General features: G+C 47.0%; 17 protein-coding genes and 1 tRNA gene. 15 read left to right on the top strand and 3 right to left on the bottom strand.

Annotation, left to right across the window (positions count from 1 at the left end; all coding sequences use genetic code 11):
* The first annotated feature begins 13 nt into the window (after positions 1–13).
* From R7F67_RS13430 to R7F67_RS13365, 14 genes are read left to right on the top strand one after another with little or no spacing between them, the layout of a single operon-like run.
* Positions 14–271 (top strand): acyl carrier protein, encoded by a 258-nt coding sequence (locus tag R7F67_RS13430; protein ID WP_053303277.1) that lies wholly within the window; start codon positions 14–16, stop codon positions 269–271.
* Positions 271–831, top strand: coding sequence for a hypothetical protein (locus tag R7F67_RS13425; protein WP_318057218.1), 561 nt, complete (start codon positions 271–273; stop codon positions 829–831). The genes R7F67_RS13430 and R7F67_RS13425 overlap by 1 nt, the downstream gene beginning before the upstream one ends.
* Positions 832–835: 4 nt before the next feature.
* Complete coding sequence (locus tag R7F67_RS13420; protein WP_053303278.1) at positions 836–2,236, top strand: AMP-binding protein; 1,401 nt, start codon at positions 836–838, stop codon at positions 2,234–2,236.
* 10 nt (positions 2,237–2,246) lie between these two features.
* Complete coding sequence (locus R7F67_RS13415) at positions 2,247–2,615, top strand: 3-hydroxyacyl-ACP dehydratase (protein WP_318057217.1); 369 nt, start codon at positions 2,247–2,249, stop codon at positions 2,613–2,615.
* Positions 2,608–4,314 carry a glycosyltransferase family 2 protein gene (locus R7F67_RS13410; RefSeq protein WP_213965690.1) on the top strand — a complete coding sequence of 569 codons (1,707 nt, stop codon included), beginning with the start codon at positions 2,608–2,610 and terminating at the stop codon, positions 4,312–4,314. Before R7F67_RS13415 ends, R7F67_RS13410 begins: the two co-directional genes overlap by 8 nt.
* Complete coding sequence (hutH, locus tag R7F67_RS13405; protein ID WP_258629367.1) at positions 4,298–5,851, top strand: histidine ammonia-lyase; 1,554 nt, start codon at positions 4,298–4,300, stop codon at positions 5,849–5,851. Before R7F67_RS13410 ends, hutH begins: the two co-directional genes overlap by 17 nt.
* Positions 5,851–6,297 (top strand): acyl-CoA thioesterase, encoded by a 447-nt coding sequence (locus R7F67_RS13400; RefSeq protein ID WP_005388315.1) that lies wholly within the window; start codon positions 5,851–5,853, stop codon positions 6,295–6,297. Before hutH ends, R7F67_RS13400 begins: the two co-directional genes overlap by 1 nt.
* The gene (locus R7F67_RS13395; protein WP_025517803.1) at positions 6,297–6,917 is read left to right on the top strand and encodes a LolA family protein; all 621 of its coding nucleotides are present in this window, start codon (positions 6,297–6,299) and stop codon (positions 6,915–6,917) included. The genes R7F67_RS13400 and R7F67_RS13395 overlap by 1 nt, the downstream gene beginning before the upstream one ends.
* Complete coding sequence (locus tag R7F67_RS13390; RefSeq protein WP_318057216.1) at positions 6,889–9,231, top strand: MMPL family transporter; 2,343 nt, start codon at positions 6,889–6,891, stop codon at positions 9,229–9,231. Before R7F67_RS13395 ends, R7F67_RS13390 begins: the two co-directional genes overlap by 29 nt.
* On the top strand, positions 9,228–9,839 hold the full coding sequence (locus R7F67_RS13385; protein WP_318057215.1) for a DUF3261 domain-containing protein: 612 nt from the start codon (positions 9,228–9,230) through the stop codon (positions 9,837–9,839). The genes R7F67_RS13390 and R7F67_RS13385 overlap by 4 nt, the downstream gene beginning before the upstream one ends.
* Before the next feature lie 20 nt (positions 9,840–9,859).
* On the top strand, positions 9,860–11,047 hold the full coding sequence (locus tag R7F67_RS13380; RefSeq protein WP_085569956.1) for a beta-ketoacyl-[acyl-carrier-protein] synthase family protein: 1,188 nt from the start codon (positions 9,860–9,862) through the stop codon (positions 11,045–11,047).
* Positions 11,040–11,504 carry a hotdog family protein gene (locus R7F67_RS13375; RefSeq protein ID WP_005388322.1) on the top strand — a complete coding sequence of 155 codons (465 nt, stop codon included), beginning with the start codon at positions 11,040–11,042 and terminating at the stop codon, positions 11,502–11,504. The genes R7F67_RS13380 and R7F67_RS13375 overlap by 8 nt, the downstream gene beginning before the upstream one ends.
* Positions 11,501–12,226 (top strand): 3-oxoacyl-ACP reductase FabG, encoded by a 726-nt coding sequence (gene fabG, locus R7F67_RS13370; RefSeq protein WP_206970922.1) that lies wholly within the window; start codon positions 11,501–11,503, stop codon positions 12,224–12,226. The genes R7F67_RS13375 and fabG overlap by 4 nt, the downstream gene beginning before the upstream one ends.
* Positions 12,223–13,446, top strand: a complete 1,224-nt coding sequence (locus R7F67_RS13365) for a beta-ketoacyl-ACP synthase (RefSeq protein ID WP_318057214.1) — start codon at positions 12,223–12,225, stop codon at positions 13,444–13,446. Before fabG ends, R7F67_RS13365 begins: the two co-directional genes overlap by 4 nt.
* A gap of 185 nt (positions 13,447–13,631) precedes the next feature.
* Here R7F67_RS13365 and R7F67_RS13360 read toward each other — a convergent pair.
* Positions 13,632–13,708 (bottom strand) — tRNA-Arg (locus R7F67_RS13360).
* Between the two features lie 203 nt (positions 13,709–13,911).
* On the opposite strand from R7F67_RS13360, the gene folD reads away from it, so the two are divergent.
* A complete protein-coding gene (gene folD, locus R7F67_RS13355; protein WP_005382297.1) occupies positions 13,912–14,772 on the top strand; it encodes a bifunctional methylenetetrahydrofolate dehydrogenase/methenyltetrahydrofolate cyclohydrolase FolD in 861 nt (286 codons plus the stop codon).
* 67 nt (positions 14,773–14,839) lie between these two features.
* Here folD and R7F67_RS13350 read toward each other — a convergent pair whose 3' ends face one another.
* Together R7F67_RS13350 and R7F67_RS13345 are read right to left on the bottom strand one after the other, a co-directional pair.
* Positions 14,840–16,039, bottom strand: a complete 1,200-nt coding sequence (locus tag R7F67_RS13350; RefSeq protein ID WP_318057213.1) for a NupC/NupG family nucleoside CNT transporter — start codon at positions 16,037–16,039, stop codon at positions 14,840–14,842.
* Positions 16,040–16,296: 257 nt separating this feature from the next.
* Positions 16,297–17,241 carry a LysR family transcriptional regulator gene (locus R7F67_RS13345; protein ID WP_005382299.1) on the bottom strand — a complete coding sequence of 315 codons (945 nt, stop codon included), beginning with the start codon at positions 17,239–17,241 and terminating at the stop codon, positions 16,297–16,299.
* Positions 17,242–17,294: the final 53 nt, after the last annotated feature.

Here is a 17,294-nt window from a genome sequence, read left to right as displayed (position 1 = left end):
TGTAGGTATATTCATGACTGATGTAAATAAAGATCAAGTATTTAAACAAGTTAAAGATGCGCTTGTTGAGCTGTTCGAAATTGATGCAGCCGACATTCAATCAGATGCGCACTTATACCAAGATCTCGATCTTGATAGCATTGACGCCGTTGATTTGGTCGTACACCTACAGAATGTCACTGGCAAAAAAATCAAGCCAGCAGAGTTTAGTGCAGTAAGAACCGTTGACGATGTGGTTAACGCTGTCACTGAGTTATTGAAGGAAAGTTAATGCGCCAATTGCTGACTGGTCTGTCTGCAATTGTACTGTTTGCCTACCCCTTCGCCGTCTATTTCGGTATAGATAAATTTGGCTTGAACTTAGTTGGGGGCTTGTTAATTGCTGCGTTACTTTTGCGTGTTTTCGTCGCAAATAAGACCCCACTAAAAGAGTTTAAGTTCTTGGCGCTCGTTACGGGCGCTGTTGGCATTGTTCTAATTACGCTTGGCATGGTGTTTAAACAACATGGGTGGCTTCAGTTTTACCCTGTCGTTGTCAATGTATGTATGCTGTGTGTATTTGGACTGAGCTTAAAACAGCCGCAATCGATCATAGAGAGGCTTGCTCGCTTGCAAGAACCCGACCTTCCGGCTAGTGGCGTGGCTTACACTCGCAAAGTGACGATGGTTTGGTGCACCTTTTTTACGCTCAACGCTGCCGTTGCACTCTATACCTGTTTCCTACCAGTAAAAATATGGACGCTTTATAACGGCCTCATCAGCTACTTACTTGCTGGTGGCTTGTTCGCTGGAGAATGGATCGTGCGTCAATTTGTTCGAAAGGAACACTAATCGTATGAATACAACGTATTCGAGCTTTACCTCCCTAGCGACCTTGTTCATCGCGGAGAGGTCTGAGCAATCCCCAGTCTCTTACGATCGCGATACGGTTATCACGTGGGGTGATTTCCAACAGCACGTCGCAACACTTACTCAACAGCTAGAAACCCAACCAACGCAAAACATTGCGTTGTGTTTTGGCAACAGCTACCTGTTTGCCGTTGGCTTTTTTGCTTGTTGTTATGCAGGAAAATCCATTGTATTACCTGGTAATTACCAACCAGAAGCACTCAAAGAGCTCAGTGAGCACTACGATTTGTTGCTGCATGATGCCGATGTCTCGGCTCCAGAACTCGTGAGCTCGCTTTTGATCGAAGCTCAATCATTGCTAGAAACCACCGTGATTAGCGAGCCAGAGGCCAAACAACCTTATTTTTGGCGTGAATTAAACCTGGCAGAAATACCAGTAACGCTATTTACTTCGGGTTCAAGCGGCACACCAAAAGCCATTGCAAAAACGCTGAAACAGCTCGATATCGAAGTTGCTATTCTAGATAACCTGTGGGGCGACACGGTTGCCAGCACACGCGTTGAAAGCACCGTTTCTCATCAACACATTTACGGCTTGCTGTTCCGCGTATTGTGGCCTTTGTGCTCCGCACGTCCATTTTCAGCACACGACCTTGAGTTCCCAGAGCAAATTGTCCATCACGCTGATGCTGACACCACGCTAGTAAGCAGCCCTGCGTTACTAAAACGACTCAGTGAAGAGCACAATCCGGTTGCGATTCGGTGCGTATTTTCTTCTGGTGGTCCCTTGCCAAACCAAGCCGCGCAGCACAGCCAGTTGTTGTTTGGGTCACTTCCTATTGAAGTTTTTGGCAGCACAGAAACCGGCGGCATCGCTTACCGTCAGCAGCACGAAGCCAGTACTCCCTGGACGTTATTCCCTGGTATTGAAGCCGAGCTTAACCATGAAAATTGTTTAAAGCTCCGCTCGCCACACATTGATGAAAACACTTGGTACCAAACTGCGGATGAATGCTATTTCCATGATAGTATTTCTTTTGAATTGCGTGGACGCACTGACCGAATCGTCAAAGTCGAAGAAAAGCGTATTTCCCTTGTCGAAGTGGAAAAACGTTTAGAGCAATTGCCGTGGGTTCAAGAAAGCGTGGTGATCCCAATGGAAGAATCTGGTCGCCTCACGTTAGTCTCGATCATCGTACTTAACGATCAAGGCAGCGATGTGCTTAATGAACTTGGTAAAGGCAAATTTTGGCTTGAGCTTCGCAAGGCACTGCGCAATTGGCTAGAACCGATCGCTATCCCGAGAAAATTCCGAGTGGTCGACGAAATTCCATTGAACAGCCAAGGCAAACGCCAAGTTGCTGAAATTGAAAAACTATTCCAATAAAGCTAGTAACATGGAAAAAAGAAAACCAACTATTCAGAATATTGAAGTGAGTGACCATACCGCGGAGCTGTCGCTGCGAGTGGATGCTGACACCTTAGATTTCCAAGGTCATTTCAATCACTTCCCTCTTTTACCCGGCGTCACTCAAATTGATTGGGCGCTGTTCTACGCCGTTCAATATTTGAATACTCCCAAGGTATTTAAAGGAATGGAAGTCATCAAATTTCAAGAGCCGATTCTGCCAAACGCCGACGTTTGCCTCTCACTATCTTGGGACAATGAGCGCGAGAAATTGACCTTTAAGTACACATCGACAAACGGTGAAACCTTGGTGACTCACTCGTCAGGAAAAATGAAACTGGGTGAGTCACGTGAGTGATTATCGCCCCTGCTTTTTAATTCCTTGCTACAACCACGGCAGCACAATTGCAGACGTGGTTGCGTCGTTATCCTCTTTCGCTTTGCCAGTGCTGGCCGTTGACGACGGCAGCAATGAAGACACCAAACAAGCGCTTTCTGCTTTGAGCAAGCAAGGACTGATAAAACTGATTAGTTTGAGAGAAAACCAAGGCAAAGGTGGCGCTGTGATGGCAGGCCTACATCAAGCTCACCAACTTGGTTTTACGCACGCCATTCAAATCGACGCAGACGGTCAACACGACCTAGAAGCATTGCCGAAATTGCTCAGCGCCAGCGAAACAAAACCAGATAACCTGATTTCGGGCCAACCGATATACGACGAGAGCGTACCTAAATCCCGTTTGTATGGTCGCTACGCTACGCACGTGTGGGTGTGGATAGAAACCTTGTCACTGTCTATCAAAGACAGCATGTGCGGTTTTCGCGCCTACCCAGTGGCGAAAACGGTCGCCGTGTTGAACAAGTACAGTATCGGCAAACGCATGGATTTTGATATCGAAATTCTAGTGCGAATGTACTGGGAAGGCGTCGACATTGATTTTGTTCCAACGCGCGTGATCTACCCTGAAGGTGGCATTTCCCACTTCGACGCATTGTGGGATAACGTCAAGATAAGCTGGATGCACACTCGCCTATTTTTTGGCATGTTGCCGCGCATTCCTTCGCTACTCGCCAGAAAGCGCCAAAACACAGATGACAGTAATGCCCACTGGTCGAAACGAAAAGAACAAGGCACGATTTTAGGCATCAAAACCTTACTCGCGGTTTACCGCTTGTTCGGCAGAAAAGCGTTTGACCTGATTTTAAAATTAGTCATGCGCTACTACCACTTCACGGGTAAATCTGCCCGTGAAGCGTCTGAGATTTACCTGCAAAACTTGCAGTACTACGCAACGCAGCAGAGCATCGCACTACCAAAACAGTTGGACAGCTATCATCATCTGCTTTCTTTTGGGCGAACCATGCTCGACAAACTGGCAGCATGGCAAGGTGACTTTAACGTCGATAACCTAACCATTCACGGCCAGCATCATTTCGAAGAGATGGCGCAGAAAAAACAAGGCGTGCTCATTTTAGGCTCGCACCTTGGCAATATCGAACTCTGCCGTGCGCTTGGTCGTCGACACTCTCATGTCAAAATCAATGCCTTGGTATTTACCCAACACGCTGAACAATTTAATGCGGTAATGAAGGCGGTAAACCCAAATTCGGAACTGAATCTGATTCAAGTCAGCTCAATGGGACCAGACACCGCGATTCTGCTTCAACAAAAAATCGAGCAAGGCGAATGGGTGGTGATCGTTGGCGATCGCACTTCCACCAGCAAAGAAAATCGTGTCGTTTGGGCAGATTTTCTTGGTAAACCTGCACCATTCCCGCAAGGCCCATTCATGCTAGCCTCGGTATTAAAAGCGCCGGTTTACTTACTCTTCGGCCTACGCGACGATGAAGCGAACACTCCGCATTTTAATGTGTACTTTGAACACTTTAGTGACCAAGTCACGCTACCACGCAAGGAGCGTCAGCAGGCACTAGAACGCGTTGTTCAACAGTACGCACAAAGATTAGAACACCACACACTGCAAGCGCCGTTACAGTGGTACAACTTTTTTAACTTCTGGACTTTAAGTAATCAGCCACATGACAAACAACAATAATCACAACATCACTTTTGGTGCCCAATCTTTAACCATCGAAGATGTCGTTGCCATTGCTCAAGGTGCAAAGGCACACATGAACACCTCGCCAGAATTTACCGCGAAAATTGATCGTGGCGTGGCGTTTCTGGAACGATTACTGAAGGAAGAAGGCGTTATTTACGGCGTGACCACGGGTTACGGCGATTCATGTACTGTGGCGATTCCACCCGCTCTTGTGGATGAACTTCCGTTGCACCTTACACGCTTCCATGGTTGTGGCTTAGGTCAAATCCTTTCTCATGAGCAAGCTCGTGCGGTGTTGGCAACACGTTTATGTTCATTGTCGCAAGGCGTATCTGGCGTGTCTCACGATCTGTTGAACCAAATCGTTACGCTTATCAACCACGACATTGCGCCGCGTATTCCACAAGAGGGCTCGGTGGGCGCAAGTGGCGATTTAACGCCTCTGTCGTACCTAGCGGCGACCTTGATTGGCGAGCGTGAAGTGCTTTACAAAGGTGATGTGCGACCAACACAAGAAGTGTTTGCAGAGCTGGGCATTGAGCCAATTCGCCTAAAACCAAAAGAAGGTTTGGCGTTAATGAACGGTACATCCGTGATGACGGCCCTCGCCTGTCTTGCCTACAAACGCGCAGAATACCTAGCGCAGCTGTGCACCAAGATTACCGCAATGGTCTCTGTGGGTATGCAAGGTAACGATTTCCACTTTGATGAAGCGTTGTTTGCGGTAAAACCTCACCCTGGTCAACAGCAAGTTGCGGCTTGGCTGCGTGATGATCTCAATGCTGAGCGTCCGCCACGCAATAGCGACCGACTGCAAGATCGCTACTCGCTGCGTTGTGCACCACACGTAATTGGCATGGTGCAAGACTCACTGCCTTGGCTACGTCAATTGATTGAGAATGAACTAAATAGTGCCAACGACAATCCAATTATCGATGGCGACAACGAGCGCGTTCTGCACGGCGGTCACTTCTACGGTGGTCATATCGCAATGGCGATGGATACGTTGAAAGTGAACATTGCCAACTTAGCTGATTTGCTGGACCGTCAGATGGCGCAACTGATGGATTACAAGTTCAATAACGGCCTGCCGTTTAACTTAACCGGTGCAGAAGGCGAGCGTAAACCGATCAACCACGGCTTTAAAGCGGTTCAGATTGGTATCTCAGCTTGGACGGCAGAAGCGTTGAAAAACACCATGCCAGCGAGCGTTTTTTCTCGCTCAACCGAGTGTCACAACCAAGACAAAGTGAGCATGGGCACCATTGCGGCTCGTGATTGCTTACGCGTACTTGAGTTAACAGAGCAAGTTGCTGCGGCTTCACTCCTAGCAAGCGTTCAAGCGGTTGAGATTCGTCGCCGTCATAACGAATTGGACGAACACCACATGAGTCAGAGTTTGCGAGTAATTCGTGACGCCGTACTGAGCGAGTTTGAATTTGTGATTGAAGATCGCCCATTGGAACAAGATTTGCGTCATTTCATTGAACGCATTCAGCAACGTCATTGGCCACTCTACGTGGAGGTATAATGCAAGAGCAGGTTCTCTACCCATTAGAAGCGGAGGTGACTATGGTCACCTCTTTTCAAGATGCTGACCCGATGGGCGTGATTTATCACGGCAACTTCTTTCGATATTTTGAAGAAGCGCGTCGTGTGCTGATGGAGAAGATCCAATACAGCTATCGCGATATGCAAGACTCTGGGTACATGTGGCCGATCATCGACACGCGCGTTAAATACGTCAAGGCGATTCCGTTTAATCACACCATTCGTATTACCGCGCAACTCACTGAGTGGGAAAACCGCTTGCGTGTGGATTACGTGATTTACGACGCCGAAACGAATCAACGTATGTGCAAAGCGCATACAACGCAAGTCGCCGTATCCATTGAAAAGCAAGAGATGTGCTTTGTGTCTCCAGCAGTCTTTTTAGATAAAGTAGAGCAATGGCACAACCATGGGAGCCTGAACTAATGCAAAAGTGGTTACTCTCTTTTTTGTTGATATTTTCTGTTCCAGCACTGGCCACACCGACCGCAAACGTAACGGATTTGGCATCGCTTCAACAGCAGTTGTCTCAGCATGAAATCGTACGCGGAGATTTTACGCAGCAGCGTCATCTGGAAATGTTTAGTCAACCTTTAACCTCTAAAGGTCAGTTCACACTGAGCAAAACACATGGCTTGTTGTGGCAACAAACTGAACCTTTCGCAGTCAATTTGGTATTGACGGAAAACAAACTTCGTCAGACTTTTGCCGACCAAGCTCCGAAAACGATCTCTGCACAAGAAAACCCAATGGCGTTCTACTTTAGCCATGTGTTTTTATCCGTGTTCCACGGGGATACTTCTGCACTGCAAGAACAATTCACACTCGATTTTTCAGTTGAGAACAATCAATGGCAGCTCGTTTTAGTGCCAAAACAGTCGCCATTAAATGCGGTGTTTCAATCCATCACTCTTTCCGGTAAAACGCACATTGATCGCCTAACCCTACAAGAGCTGCGTGGCGATAAGACCGAAATCACGTTTACAAACCAGACCTCTCTACCTCAGGAACTCACGGATGCCGAAGACGCTCAATTCCGTTTCTAAACTCAGTCTCGGCACTCATACCTTTGCTCTGGTTTGGCTCAATCTCGTTGTTTTAGCGGGCGCGTTGCTACTCAAACAATGGGTTTGGAGTGCAGAATCTCCGATTGAGACCAACATTTTAAAACTGCTGCCGAAGAACCAACAAAACCCGGTGGCTGAGCAAGCCTTTGAGTCGGTCTCGGCAAGTATGAGCGACAAAGTCATTTTCGTGATCACAGCGCCGGACAAAAATGCCCTTTTTGCAGCGGCCGCTGAATTTGATAAGGGGTTACGCCAAAGTAATCATTTTCGCGATGTGGTAGGAAAAATCTCACCTCAAGAACAGCAAGCTTGGGCGAGTTACTACTTTAAGCACCGTTTCCAATTGCTGACGCCTGAACAACGAGAGCGTTTAAGCAAAAATCCAGAGCAGCAAGTGCAGCATGTAATTCAGTCTCTGTACAACCCGTTTTCTGGAGTGACCGGGCAAGAGTTACAAAATGACCCTTTCTTGTTATTTCGTGATTATTTAAGCCAAGTTACCCAGCAATCTTCCTCTTTCCGGTTGGATAACGGCTATCTATCCGTCGAAAAAGACGGTGCTCAATACTTGCTTATTACTGCTGAGCTAAAAGACTCGCCTTATAGCCTAACTGGGCAGCTTGCAGTCCCTGATATTCAAGCGCTAGAACAAAGCGTCGCTCAGAAATATGGCGCTGAAGTCGCACATACTGGCGTTCTATTTTACGCCGACTTTGGTACGCAAAGTGCCAAATCGGAGATCAGTACCATCGGTGTGTTCTCTCTGCTCGGTATCATTGCATTGTTCGTGTTGGTCTTTCGTAGTGTGATGCCACTGTCTCTGGCACTGCTTTCCATCACCATTGGTTTGCTCGTTGCGTTGTCCGTTACGACGTGGATTTTTGGAAAAGTCCATCTGTTCAGCTTAGTGTTTGGCGCAAGTTTAATCGGCGTGTCTATCGACTACGCATTCCACTACCTAACCGAACGCCTTGCGGCGGGAAATGAATGGGATAGCGAGCAAGGGTTAAAGCATATTTTCATAGCGATCACACTTGGCTTAATCACCAGTTTGATCGGCTATTTGGGCATGTTAGTGGCACCGTTTCCTGGTTTGCAGCAGCTTGCGCTGTTTTCATCCATTGGTCTGATTACCGCTTACATCACCGTGGTGGCTTGGTATCCGGTACTGGCTCGTAACCCATCGCGCTCCATTTCGAATTTACCGGGACAATCACTGTTGGCGAAATGGTTAACGCTTTGGAATCAACCTCGAATTAAAGTCGGATTACCGATGTTATGTGTGGTTGCGAGTGGCTTTTTCTTGCTGCAATTGAACTACGATGACGACATTCGTCTGCTGCAAACGATGCCGAAGGATCTCAAGCAACAAGAAACCTTGATTACGACGCTCAGTGGCATGCAATCTTCACAGCAAATGTTGGTCGTTACCGCCGACGATGACGAAAACCTAATGAAAAAGCTGGAGTCTTTGACGCCAACTTTAGAAGCGTGGAAAGCGGACAGCACCATCGAAAGCTACCAGAGTCTGAGCCGCTACTTGAGCTCAGTGGAACGTCAGCAACAAGACTATCAATTGATTCGCGATCTTTACGCGACACAATCCAGCCCACTTGCTTCCGGGCTGGGCTTAAGTAAAAAGCCCAAAATGGACGCCGACTTTATCCCTGTTACGGTTGAACAGTACTTGCAAAACCCGGTATCAGCGCCTGTACGTTTTCTTCATTTGGGTAAAATTAAAGAAAAATCAGCAACGGTTGTGGTGTTAAACCAATTGCAAGACTCCGCTGTTGTTAAGGCATTTGCCAAATCACAGTCTGATGTTGTCTACTTAAACAAAGCTGAAGAAATATCCGCCCTATTTGGTGAATACCGAATCAAAATCATGGAGCTATTGGCAGCCGCCGGTGCTTTGATCTTTCTGGTATTAATCAAGCGGTACGGTCTGCAACACAGTTGGCGAGTTTTACTGCCATCATTGATTGCTTGCGCCTGCGGTCTGGCAACTGCTGTCGCGATGGGAACAACATTAAACCTGTTCAACTTGCTTGGCTTGGTGCTCATTCTTGGTATCGGGATCGATTACACTCTGTTCTTTGCCGAGAAAGCCCGCAGTGTGAGTACACTATTGGCGATCACCCTTTCGGCAATGACCACTGTGTTGTCATTTGGGTTGCTGTCACTCAGCCAAACTCACGCGATTCACAGTTTCGGCATTACGGTATTAAGTGGTATTTTGGTCGCTTGGCTGCTCTCTCCGATTGCAATTAAAACAGAGGAAACGACGTCATGATTTTCAATCACGCCTTTCGCTACGCGACGTTCATCACACTGAGTCTGTTATTAAGTGCATGCAGCTTGGTACCTCACCAATCGACGCCTCAGGTCGACATTGACGAGCACACCCAAGTTAGCTTACCCACTCCCGCAAGCTTGGGCTATCAGTTGTCTGCCAGTCAGTTAATTACGGCTTCTTGGGCAATAGATGGTAAAACCACATCTGAGCAACTTCCGGTACAACTGCAAGTGACCAACAACGAAGTGGTGCTGGCAGGCTTCTCATCCTGGGGGACAAGAGTACTCTCACTGTCTTACGATGGAGAACAAATTCAAACCGAAGTGCTCAACGGTTTACAAGGTTCGCTACCGCAGCCAGAACAGGTATTATTTAACCTGATGATCACGCTCTGGCCGAGTTCCGCTTGGGAAGGATCGTTAAATGAGGTAAGGTGGCGAATTATTGATAAAAATAATTCTCGCGCCATCTTTGATAGCGACGGTGAAAAGATCATTGAGATTCAATACAGCTCTTCTAACAAGTTAGATGGTAAGATTGATTTTCACCACCTCAAGCATCAGTTTTCAATTTCTATTCAAACACTGCAACATCAGATTAATTAAGAACAATTTAGAATAACAATATGCCTATTCGCTCTTCTCAACCTTTGTATATTCAGGCCTGTGGCTTTCACTCTGCCATGGGACAAGATGATGCGCTCATCCACCAGTGTTTATCAGGAGCGAAGCCATCCAACATGGTGGTTGACCAAGATATTTTAAATTCAGGCCGCCAAACAGTAATCGGTCGAATCGCACAGGCGTTACCGCAATTACCACCCGTACTCAGCCAGTTTGATACGAGAAACAACCGCCTCGCACTTTCGGCTTTGCAGCAAATCGAAGGCGACGTGCGTGACGCCATTGCTAAATATGGTCGTGACCGTATCGCAGTCGTGATCGGCACCAGCACATCTGGCATTTCAGATGGCGAAATCGCATTTGGTGAAAAGCTGGCAAAGGGTAATTTTCCTGCCGACTACCATTACACCAAACAAGAGCTTGGCAACTGCAGCGATTTTATTGCCGCCTACTTTGATTTGAGCGGCCCACATTACTCAGTTTCAACCGCCTGCTCTTCTAGTGGTCGTGTTTTTTTAACCGCGCAACGCCTGATTCGCTCTGGCATTGTTGATGCGGTCATTGTGGGTGGTGTGGATACCATTTGTCGCCTAACACTAAACGGCTTTAACGGTTTAGAAGCTCTATCCGATACCCTTTGTAAGCCGTTTGACCAACATCGCAACGGCATCAATATCGGTGAAGCAGCAGCATTAATGTTGCTAAGCAAAACACCTGCGCCCGTTGCTCTTCTCGGAGCTGGCGACAGCTCAGACGCACACCATATTTCCGCACCACATCCAGAAGGGTTAGGCGCAGAAGAAGCGATGAAAAAAGCGTTGGCCAATGCAGGACTTACAGCGCAAGACATTGGTTACATCAACGCACATGGCACAGCAACGCCGTTAAACGATGCGATGGAAAGCAAAGCCATTCATCGCTGCTTTGGAGACTCCGTTCCCGTAAGCTCGACAAAGCCACTTACCGGACACACATTAGGCGCAGCAAGTGCTACGGAAGCCGCGATTGCTTGGCATATTCTCAAGTACAACCTTGATTTGCCAATACAACACTGCGAAACCAAAGCAGACGATATCCATATATCGTTAGTTGAGACGCCAACCAAACTGGGTAACAAAGCGATTCTCAGCAACTCTTTTGCTTTTGGTGGCAATAACATTAGTCTTATTTTTGGTTACGCTCATGACTAAACTTCCTCCCATCGAACAACTTTTGCCACACGACAAACCAATGATCTTGGTTGATCGTGCTTTGGATGTTCAACAAGATACGATTCACTGCCAGGTTGATATCGCAGAACACAACCCGTTCTTCGACTCGACCTCTCAAACCGTGCCAGCTTACGTTGGCATTGAGTTTATGGCGCAATCTGTCGCGGCGTGGTCTGGTTACCACGCATTAATGAAAGAACAAGCGCCACCGATTGGCTTTTTGCTTGGTAGCCGTCGATACACGTCTGAATGCGATACGTTTTCTCGCGGACAGGTGCTCGATGTGTATGCTGAAAAAGTTATGGAAGATAACGGTATGGCGGTTTTTTCAGCCCGTATTGAGCTACAAGGAACTGTTGTAGCGACTTGCCAATTGAACGTTTACGTTCCATCAGAAGAAAAATTACAAGAAATGAAAATCAGGAGTCAACAATGACCCGACAAGTCCTCGTTACAGGTGCCAGCAAAGGCATCGGCAAAGCCATTGCCGTTCAATTAGCCAAAGATGGTTTCCAAGTCATTGTCCATTACATGGGCGATCAACAAGGCGCGCAAGACACCCTAAACACCATCGAACAGCATGGTGGTAGCGGTCGTCTTATCCAATTCGACATCAGTGACCGTGCAGATTGTCGTGAGAAGCTAGAAGCCGATATCGCCGAACACGGCGCTTACTATGGCGTCGTAAACAACGCTGGCATCACAAAAGATACCGCTTTCCCTGCGATGACCGAAGAAGAATGGGATGGTGTGATTCATACCAACTTAGATAGCTTCTACAACGTTCTTCACCCTTGTGTTATGCCAATGGTGCAAAAGCGCAAAGGCGGCCGAATTGTTACGCTTGCATCAATCTCTGGCCTAATGGGGAATCGTGGTCAAACTAACTACAGCGCAGCGAAAGCGGGCGTAATTGGTGCAACAAAATCACTCGCGCTTGAACTGGCAAAACGCAAAATCACCGTCAACTGCGTTGCTCCAGGGCTTATCGACACAGGCATGGTAGACGAACACGTGAAAGAACACGCGATGCCGCAAATTCCTTTGCGCCGCATGGGAGAGCCAGAAGAAGTTGCTGGTTTAGTCAGTTACCTTATGTCTGACATCGCAGGCTATGTAACTCGCCAAGTCATTTCGGTAAACGGAGGCCTAGTATGAGCCATCGAGTTGTTGTAACCGGAATGTCAGGCGTGACTGCGTTTGGTAACGATTGGCAATCTGTCGAACCAAAACTGCGTGACTGCCAGAACGCGACGCAATACATGCCTTCTTACGAACAGTATGATGGTTTGAACACCAAGCTCGCGGCACCAATTTTAGATTTTGAACTGCCAAAGCACTACAAGCGCAAGCAAGTACGCGGCATGGGGCGTGTTTCCAAATTGGCGACCGTCGCAACAGAAAACGCACTGAGCCAAGCAGGTTTGATTGGTAACGACGTACTCACCAATGGTCAAACGGGTATCGCATACGGCTCATCAACAGGCAGTACTGATGCAATCGGTGCATTTGGTGTCATGCTGAATGAGAAAACCACCAAAGCGATCACCGCAACGACTTACGTGCAGATGATGCCGCATACCACAGCAGTGAACGTTGGTCTATTTTTCGGTTTGAAAGGCCGAGTGATCCCAACCAGCAGTGCATGTACCTCTGGCAGCCAAGCAATCGGCTACGCCTACGAAGCGATCAAACATGGCTACCAAACGGTAATGGTTGCTGGTGGCGCTGAAGAATTGTGCCCAACGGAATCCGCTGTCTTCGATACCCTTTTTGCCACCAGTCTGAAGAATGAAGACCCGAAAAGCACACCAAGACCTTATGACTCCGATCGCGATGGTTTGGTGATTGGTGAAGGTGCGGGAACGCTAGTTCTGGAAGAGTACGAACACGCCGTCGCTCGTGGCGCGAAAATCTATGCAGAAATCATCGGTTTTGCCAGCAACTGTGATGCCGCACACGTCACTCAACCACAGATGGAAACCATGCAAATCTGTATGGAAATGGCTTTGCAAAACGCGGGCATTCCTGCGGAGAAGATCGACTATGTATCTGCTCACGGCACTGCCACCGACCGCGGTGATATTGCAGAAAGCAACGCAACAGCGAATGCTCTGGGCAAAGTGCCAATCAGTTCACTCAAGAGCTACTTTGGCCACACACTAGGCGCGTGTGGCGCAATTGAAGCGTGGCTAGGTTTAGAAATGATGCACACAGGCTGGTTCAACCCAACGCTCAACCTAGAAAACCTCGACGAGCAATGTGGCGATTTAGACTACATCGCCGGACAAGGCCGAGAACTGGACGTGAAATATTTGATGAGTAACAACTTCGCCTTTGGCGGCATCAACACCTCCATCATCTTTAAAAAGGTGTAATGCCCTTAGTAAATGCAAAAGCGCTGGTTAACCAGCGCTTTTTTGTTGGTGGCTATCCAGATTGCTAGAAATTGCAATGGCTAGAATGCCATTCAAAAGTTGTAGATAGAGTGGCAATTACAGCCAAAAACCTAAAAACGACAAAGCCCCGACAACTCAAAGAGTTATCGAGGCTTTTGAATAAATGGCACGCCCTATTGGATTCGAACCAATGACCACATCCTTAGAAGGGACGTGCTCTATCCAGCTGAGCTAAGGGCGCGCTACAGGGACAGGATTATACGAGTTCAAACGGGTAAATCAACGGGTTTTCATAACATTCTGATCTGAATGCCTAAAAAAAGTCCATTAAAACGCTTAATGTTCAAAAACACCACAAAGCAAACGTTTGCGTATGGATGTTGATAAGAAATTCTGCGACAATGCGCCGCAGATAATCTGCCTTCTTAATTTATAAGGAAAGTCATGACTGCTCAAAATATAGACGGAACTCTCATTTCCCAAACTGTTCGATCCGAAGTGGCTGCACGTGTTAAAGCACGTGTTGAAGCTGGGCTACGTGCTCCTGGTTTAGCAGTGGTTCTAGTTGGTGAAGATCCTGCTTCTCAGGTTTATGTCGGTAGCAAACGCCGTGCATGTGAAGAAGTTGGGTTTGTTTCTAAGTCTTTTGACCTTCCTGCGTCTAGCTCAGAAGAAGAGTTACTAGCTCTGATTGATGAATTAAACAACGATGATGAAATTGACGGCATTCTAGTGCAATTACCCCTTCCTGCGGGCATAGACACAACACATGTTTTAGAGCGCATTCACCCAGAGAAGGACGTGGATGGCTTCCACCCTTATAACGTTGGCCGTCTTGCGCAACGTATTCCAAAGCTTCGCTCTTGCACGCCAAAGGGCATCATTACCCTACTCGACCGTTACAACATTGAGCTACGTGGTAAACATGCGGTTGTGGTTGGCGCATCAAACATTGTTGGTCGTCCAATGACACTTGAGCTGCTGCTTGCGGGCTGCACAACAACAACATGTCACCGTTTTACCAAAGACCTAGAGAGTCATGTGCGTCAAGCTGACGTTGTCGTGGTTGCGGTTGGTAAGCCTAACTTCATCCCTGGTGAGTGGATTAAAAAAGGCGCAGTGGTGGTCGATGTCGGTATTAACCGTCTTGATTCAGGCAAACTAGTTGGCGACGTGGAATACGACAAAGCACGTGAAAGTGCGAGCTTTATTACTCCTGTTCCTGGTGGCGTTGGCCCAATGACCGTCGCAAGTTTAATTGAGAACACGATGCTCGCTTGCGAACAGTTCCACACAGACAAATAACGTAAATTTCAGATACGAAAAAGGCTCCGCAAGGAGCCTTTTTGCTAATTGTTGATATCTATTTCAATTACAGACTTAAAATCACGCCCGCAATAGAAGCGCTCATTAAGTTCGCCATGACACCAGCGATAATCGCACGGAAACCATGCTTAGAAACAAATGCACGCTTTTCTGGTACCAAAGAGCCCAACCCACCAATCAGCATCGCCATGCTTGAGATATTTGCAAAGCCACACAAAGCAAACGTCACGATTGCTTGTGAGTGTTCACTAAGTTGAGACTTCACTTCTGCAAGCTGGATGAAAGCGACGAACTCATTCACCACAATCTTGTTACCAATCAGCGAGCCTGCTGTGGTTGCTTCTTGCCATGGTATACCCAACAACCAAGCGACTGGCGCAAACACAAAACCTAGGATGAGCTCAAAACTTAATGATGTCCCAATCAGATCACCTATCCAGCCTAACATGCCGTTTAGCATTGCAATGACACTAATAAACGCCAGTAACGTACCACCGACCGATACAGCAATGCGTACACCCGCCATGGCACCATCGGCTAATGCTTCTACTACGTTGGTTGCACGTGGAATTTCAACTTGGCTAATGTCGATATCTGCTGCTTTATCCGTATCTTCTGGCATTAAAATTTTTGCCATCAACAAGCCGGCAGGTGCTGACATAAATGCAGCAGCAATAAGATAGTTGAGATCGACACCCAGTGATGCGTAACCAACCAACGTTCCGCCAGCAACTGACGCTAAACCACCTGTCATAACTGCAAAGAACTGCGAGTCAGTCATGTGTTTTAGGTAAGGCTTTACCATTAATGGTGCTTCAATGGTGCCAACAAAGATATTCGCCGTAGCAGACAAAGACTCAGCACGACCGATACCTAGCAGCTTTTGAATACCACCACCGATAAAGTTAATGATTTTTGGCATCACACCAATGTGATAAAGACCTGAGATAAGAGAGGAGAAGAAAACGATGATACCCAGAACATTGATCGCAAAGGTGAAGCCCCCTGTCGCCAAATTACCGAATAAAAACGCAATGCCCTCTTGACCATAGTTGATCAAATTCGACACAACACTGCTCACTGAATTCAGCGCATCTCGTCCTGCTGGTACATATAAAACCAACAACGCAAACAGTACCTGCAAAGCAAACGCAAACGACACTGTTCTCAGCTTTATATTTTTTCTATTTGTAGAAAGTAGCCATGCTAGGAATAGTATGGCTACGATACCAATAATTGAGTTCATAAAATGAATCCGACAGAAGGGGGATATGGAAGGCACCGGATTGTATAGCGGACTCAAAATGCTGCAAGTTGAGGATGTTAACAGTGTGAAAAGTTTAAGCGACCAATAACTGACCAACAAAATAACCAATTGAATTTATTAAAGATAAACGTTTGCTTATTTTAATTATTTCCATATGGAAAATATGTTTCTGGTTCAGGAAAAATTTTTGTGAAGTGAATCACCTTATGTGTCGTTCTACAACGTCATTGATCCTGTTATTTAGGAATAGAGATGTAAGGCGCCAAACGTTGGTCCCAATGACAAGGGTTGCCGATCTTCTGTTTGATAAAGTTAATCACTGCGGATATTTTTTTTGGCATATGCTGCCGGCTTGGGTATACCGCATAAAACGGCATCGACTGGCTGGCTTTCCAGTCAGGTAACAGCTGTATTAACTTACCCGTTCTAAACTCATCCCCCAGCAAGTAAGTGGCAAGGTAGGCAATACCCCAACCTGCAATAGCCGCATCCCGAACGGCTTCTGCCAGATCCACTGAATAGTTACCCGAGACTTTTACGTTCAATTCTTGCTGATCTTTGGTAAACGCCCACCCCGTATAGTCACGCTCCCAGCTTCTGTATATGAGGCAGTTGTGAGCAGATAGGTCATCCGGTTCTGCTGGCGTGTCATGTTTCAATAAGTAATCTGGCGATGCCGCAACAACAAACTGGCAATCCGTCAAACGCTGCGCAATGTAACCTTCAGGCAAATGCTCGTTGTTGGTTACCCATAAATCGAGCCCTTCGGCTAACATATCGACCTTATAGTCAAACAGATGTACTTCCACTTGAAGTTGAGGATACAGTTCGCGTAACTCTTGAATCGCTGGAATAATGTGTAAGGTACCAAATGATTGCGACAACCCAAGACGTACCAAACCTGCTACTTCATCCCGCTGGGTTTCCATCTCTAATGTGGCGCTGCTCACCGCTTGTACCACTTGCTCACAGTGATGAAAAAAGGTTTTCCCTGCCTCAGTCGGCGTAAAGCTTCGCGTAGTGCGTTGAACAAGCTTGATACCAAGAGACGCTTCTAACTGACTTAACTGTTTACTCACATGAGACACCGACACGCCTAAGCTCTTTGCAGCAGCTGTGAAGCTTTTGTGTTTAAGAAGAGCGGAGAAAATCACCATTTGTGCGGCACGTTCAGATAACACGCTTTACCTCGATTTGGTTATAGAAAAAACAAAGGGCTCCGAAGAGCCCTTGT

The sequence above is a fragment of the Vibrio sp. YT-17 genome (genome assembly GCF_033337375.1).
In the GTDB taxonomy this organism is placed as follows: Bacteria; Pseudomonadota; Gammaproteobacteria; order Enterobacterales; family Vibrionaceae; genus Vibrio; species Vibrio alginolyticus.
Note: the sequence above shows the minus strand (reverse complement) of the source record. Positions and strands in the feature narration are given on the sequence as shown.

Excerpts from the sequence above, each read along its gene's own strand:
- R7F67_RS13430 (WP_053303277.1), top strand. The coding sequence starts at position 14 with ATGACTGATGTAAATAAAGATCAAGTATTTAAACAAGTTAAAGATGCG.
- R7F67_RS13425 (WP_318057218.1), top strand. The coding sequence starts at position 271 with ATGCGCCAATTGCTGACTGGTCTGTCTGCAATTGTACTGTTTGCCTAC.
- R7F67_RS13420 (WP_053303278.1), top strand. The coding sequence starts at position 836 with ATGAATACAACGTATTCGAGCTTTACCTCCCTAGCGACCTTGTTCATC.
- R7F67_RS13415 (WP_318057217.1), top strand. The coding sequence starts at position 2,247 with ATGGAAAAAAGAAAACCAACTATTCAGAATATTGAAGTGAGTGACCAT.
- hutH (WP_258629367.1), top strand. The coding sequence starts at position 4,298 with ATGACAAACAACAATAATCACAACATCACTTTTGGTGCCCAATCTTTA.
- R7F67_RS13400 (WP_005388315.1), top strand. The coding sequence starts at position 5,851 with ATGCAAGAGCAGGTTCTCTACCCATTAGAAGCGGAGGTGACTATGGTC.
- R7F67_RS13395 (WP_025517803.1), top strand. The coding sequence starts at position 6,297 with ATGCAAAAGTGGTTACTCTCTTTTTTGTTGATATTTTCTGTTCCAGCA.
- R7F67_RS13390 (WP_318057216.1), top strand. The coding sequence starts at position 6,889 with ATGCCGAAGACGCTCAATTCCGTTTCTAAACTCAGTCTCGGCACTCAT.
- R7F67_RS13385 (WP_318057215.1), top strand. The coding sequence starts at position 9,228 with ATGATTTTCAATCACGCCTTTCGCTACGCGACGTTCATCACACTGAGT.
- R7F67_RS13380 (WP_085569956.1), top strand. The coding sequence starts at position 9,860 with ATGCCTATTCGCTCTTCTCAACCTTTGTATATTCAGGCCTGTGGCTTT.
- R7F67_RS13375 (WP_005388322.1), top strand. The coding sequence starts at position 11,040 with ATGACTAAACTTCCTCCCATCGAACAACTTTTGCCACACGACAAACCA.
- fabG (WP_206970922.1), top strand. The coding sequence starts at position 11,501 with ATGACCCGACAAGTCCTCGTTACAGGTGCCAGCAAAGGCATCGGCAAA.
- R7F67_RS13365 (WP_318057214.1), top strand. The coding sequence starts at position 12,223 with ATGAGCCATCGAGTTGTTGTAACCGGAATGTCAGGCGTGACTGCGTTT.
- folD (WP_005382297.1), top strand. The coding sequence starts at position 13,912 with ATGACTGCTCAAAATATAGACGGAACTCTCATTTCCCAAACTGTTCGA.
- R7F67_RS13350 (WP_318057213.1), bottom strand. The coding sequence starts at position 16,039 with ATGAACTCAATTATTGGTATCGTAGCCATACTATTCCTAGCATGGCTA.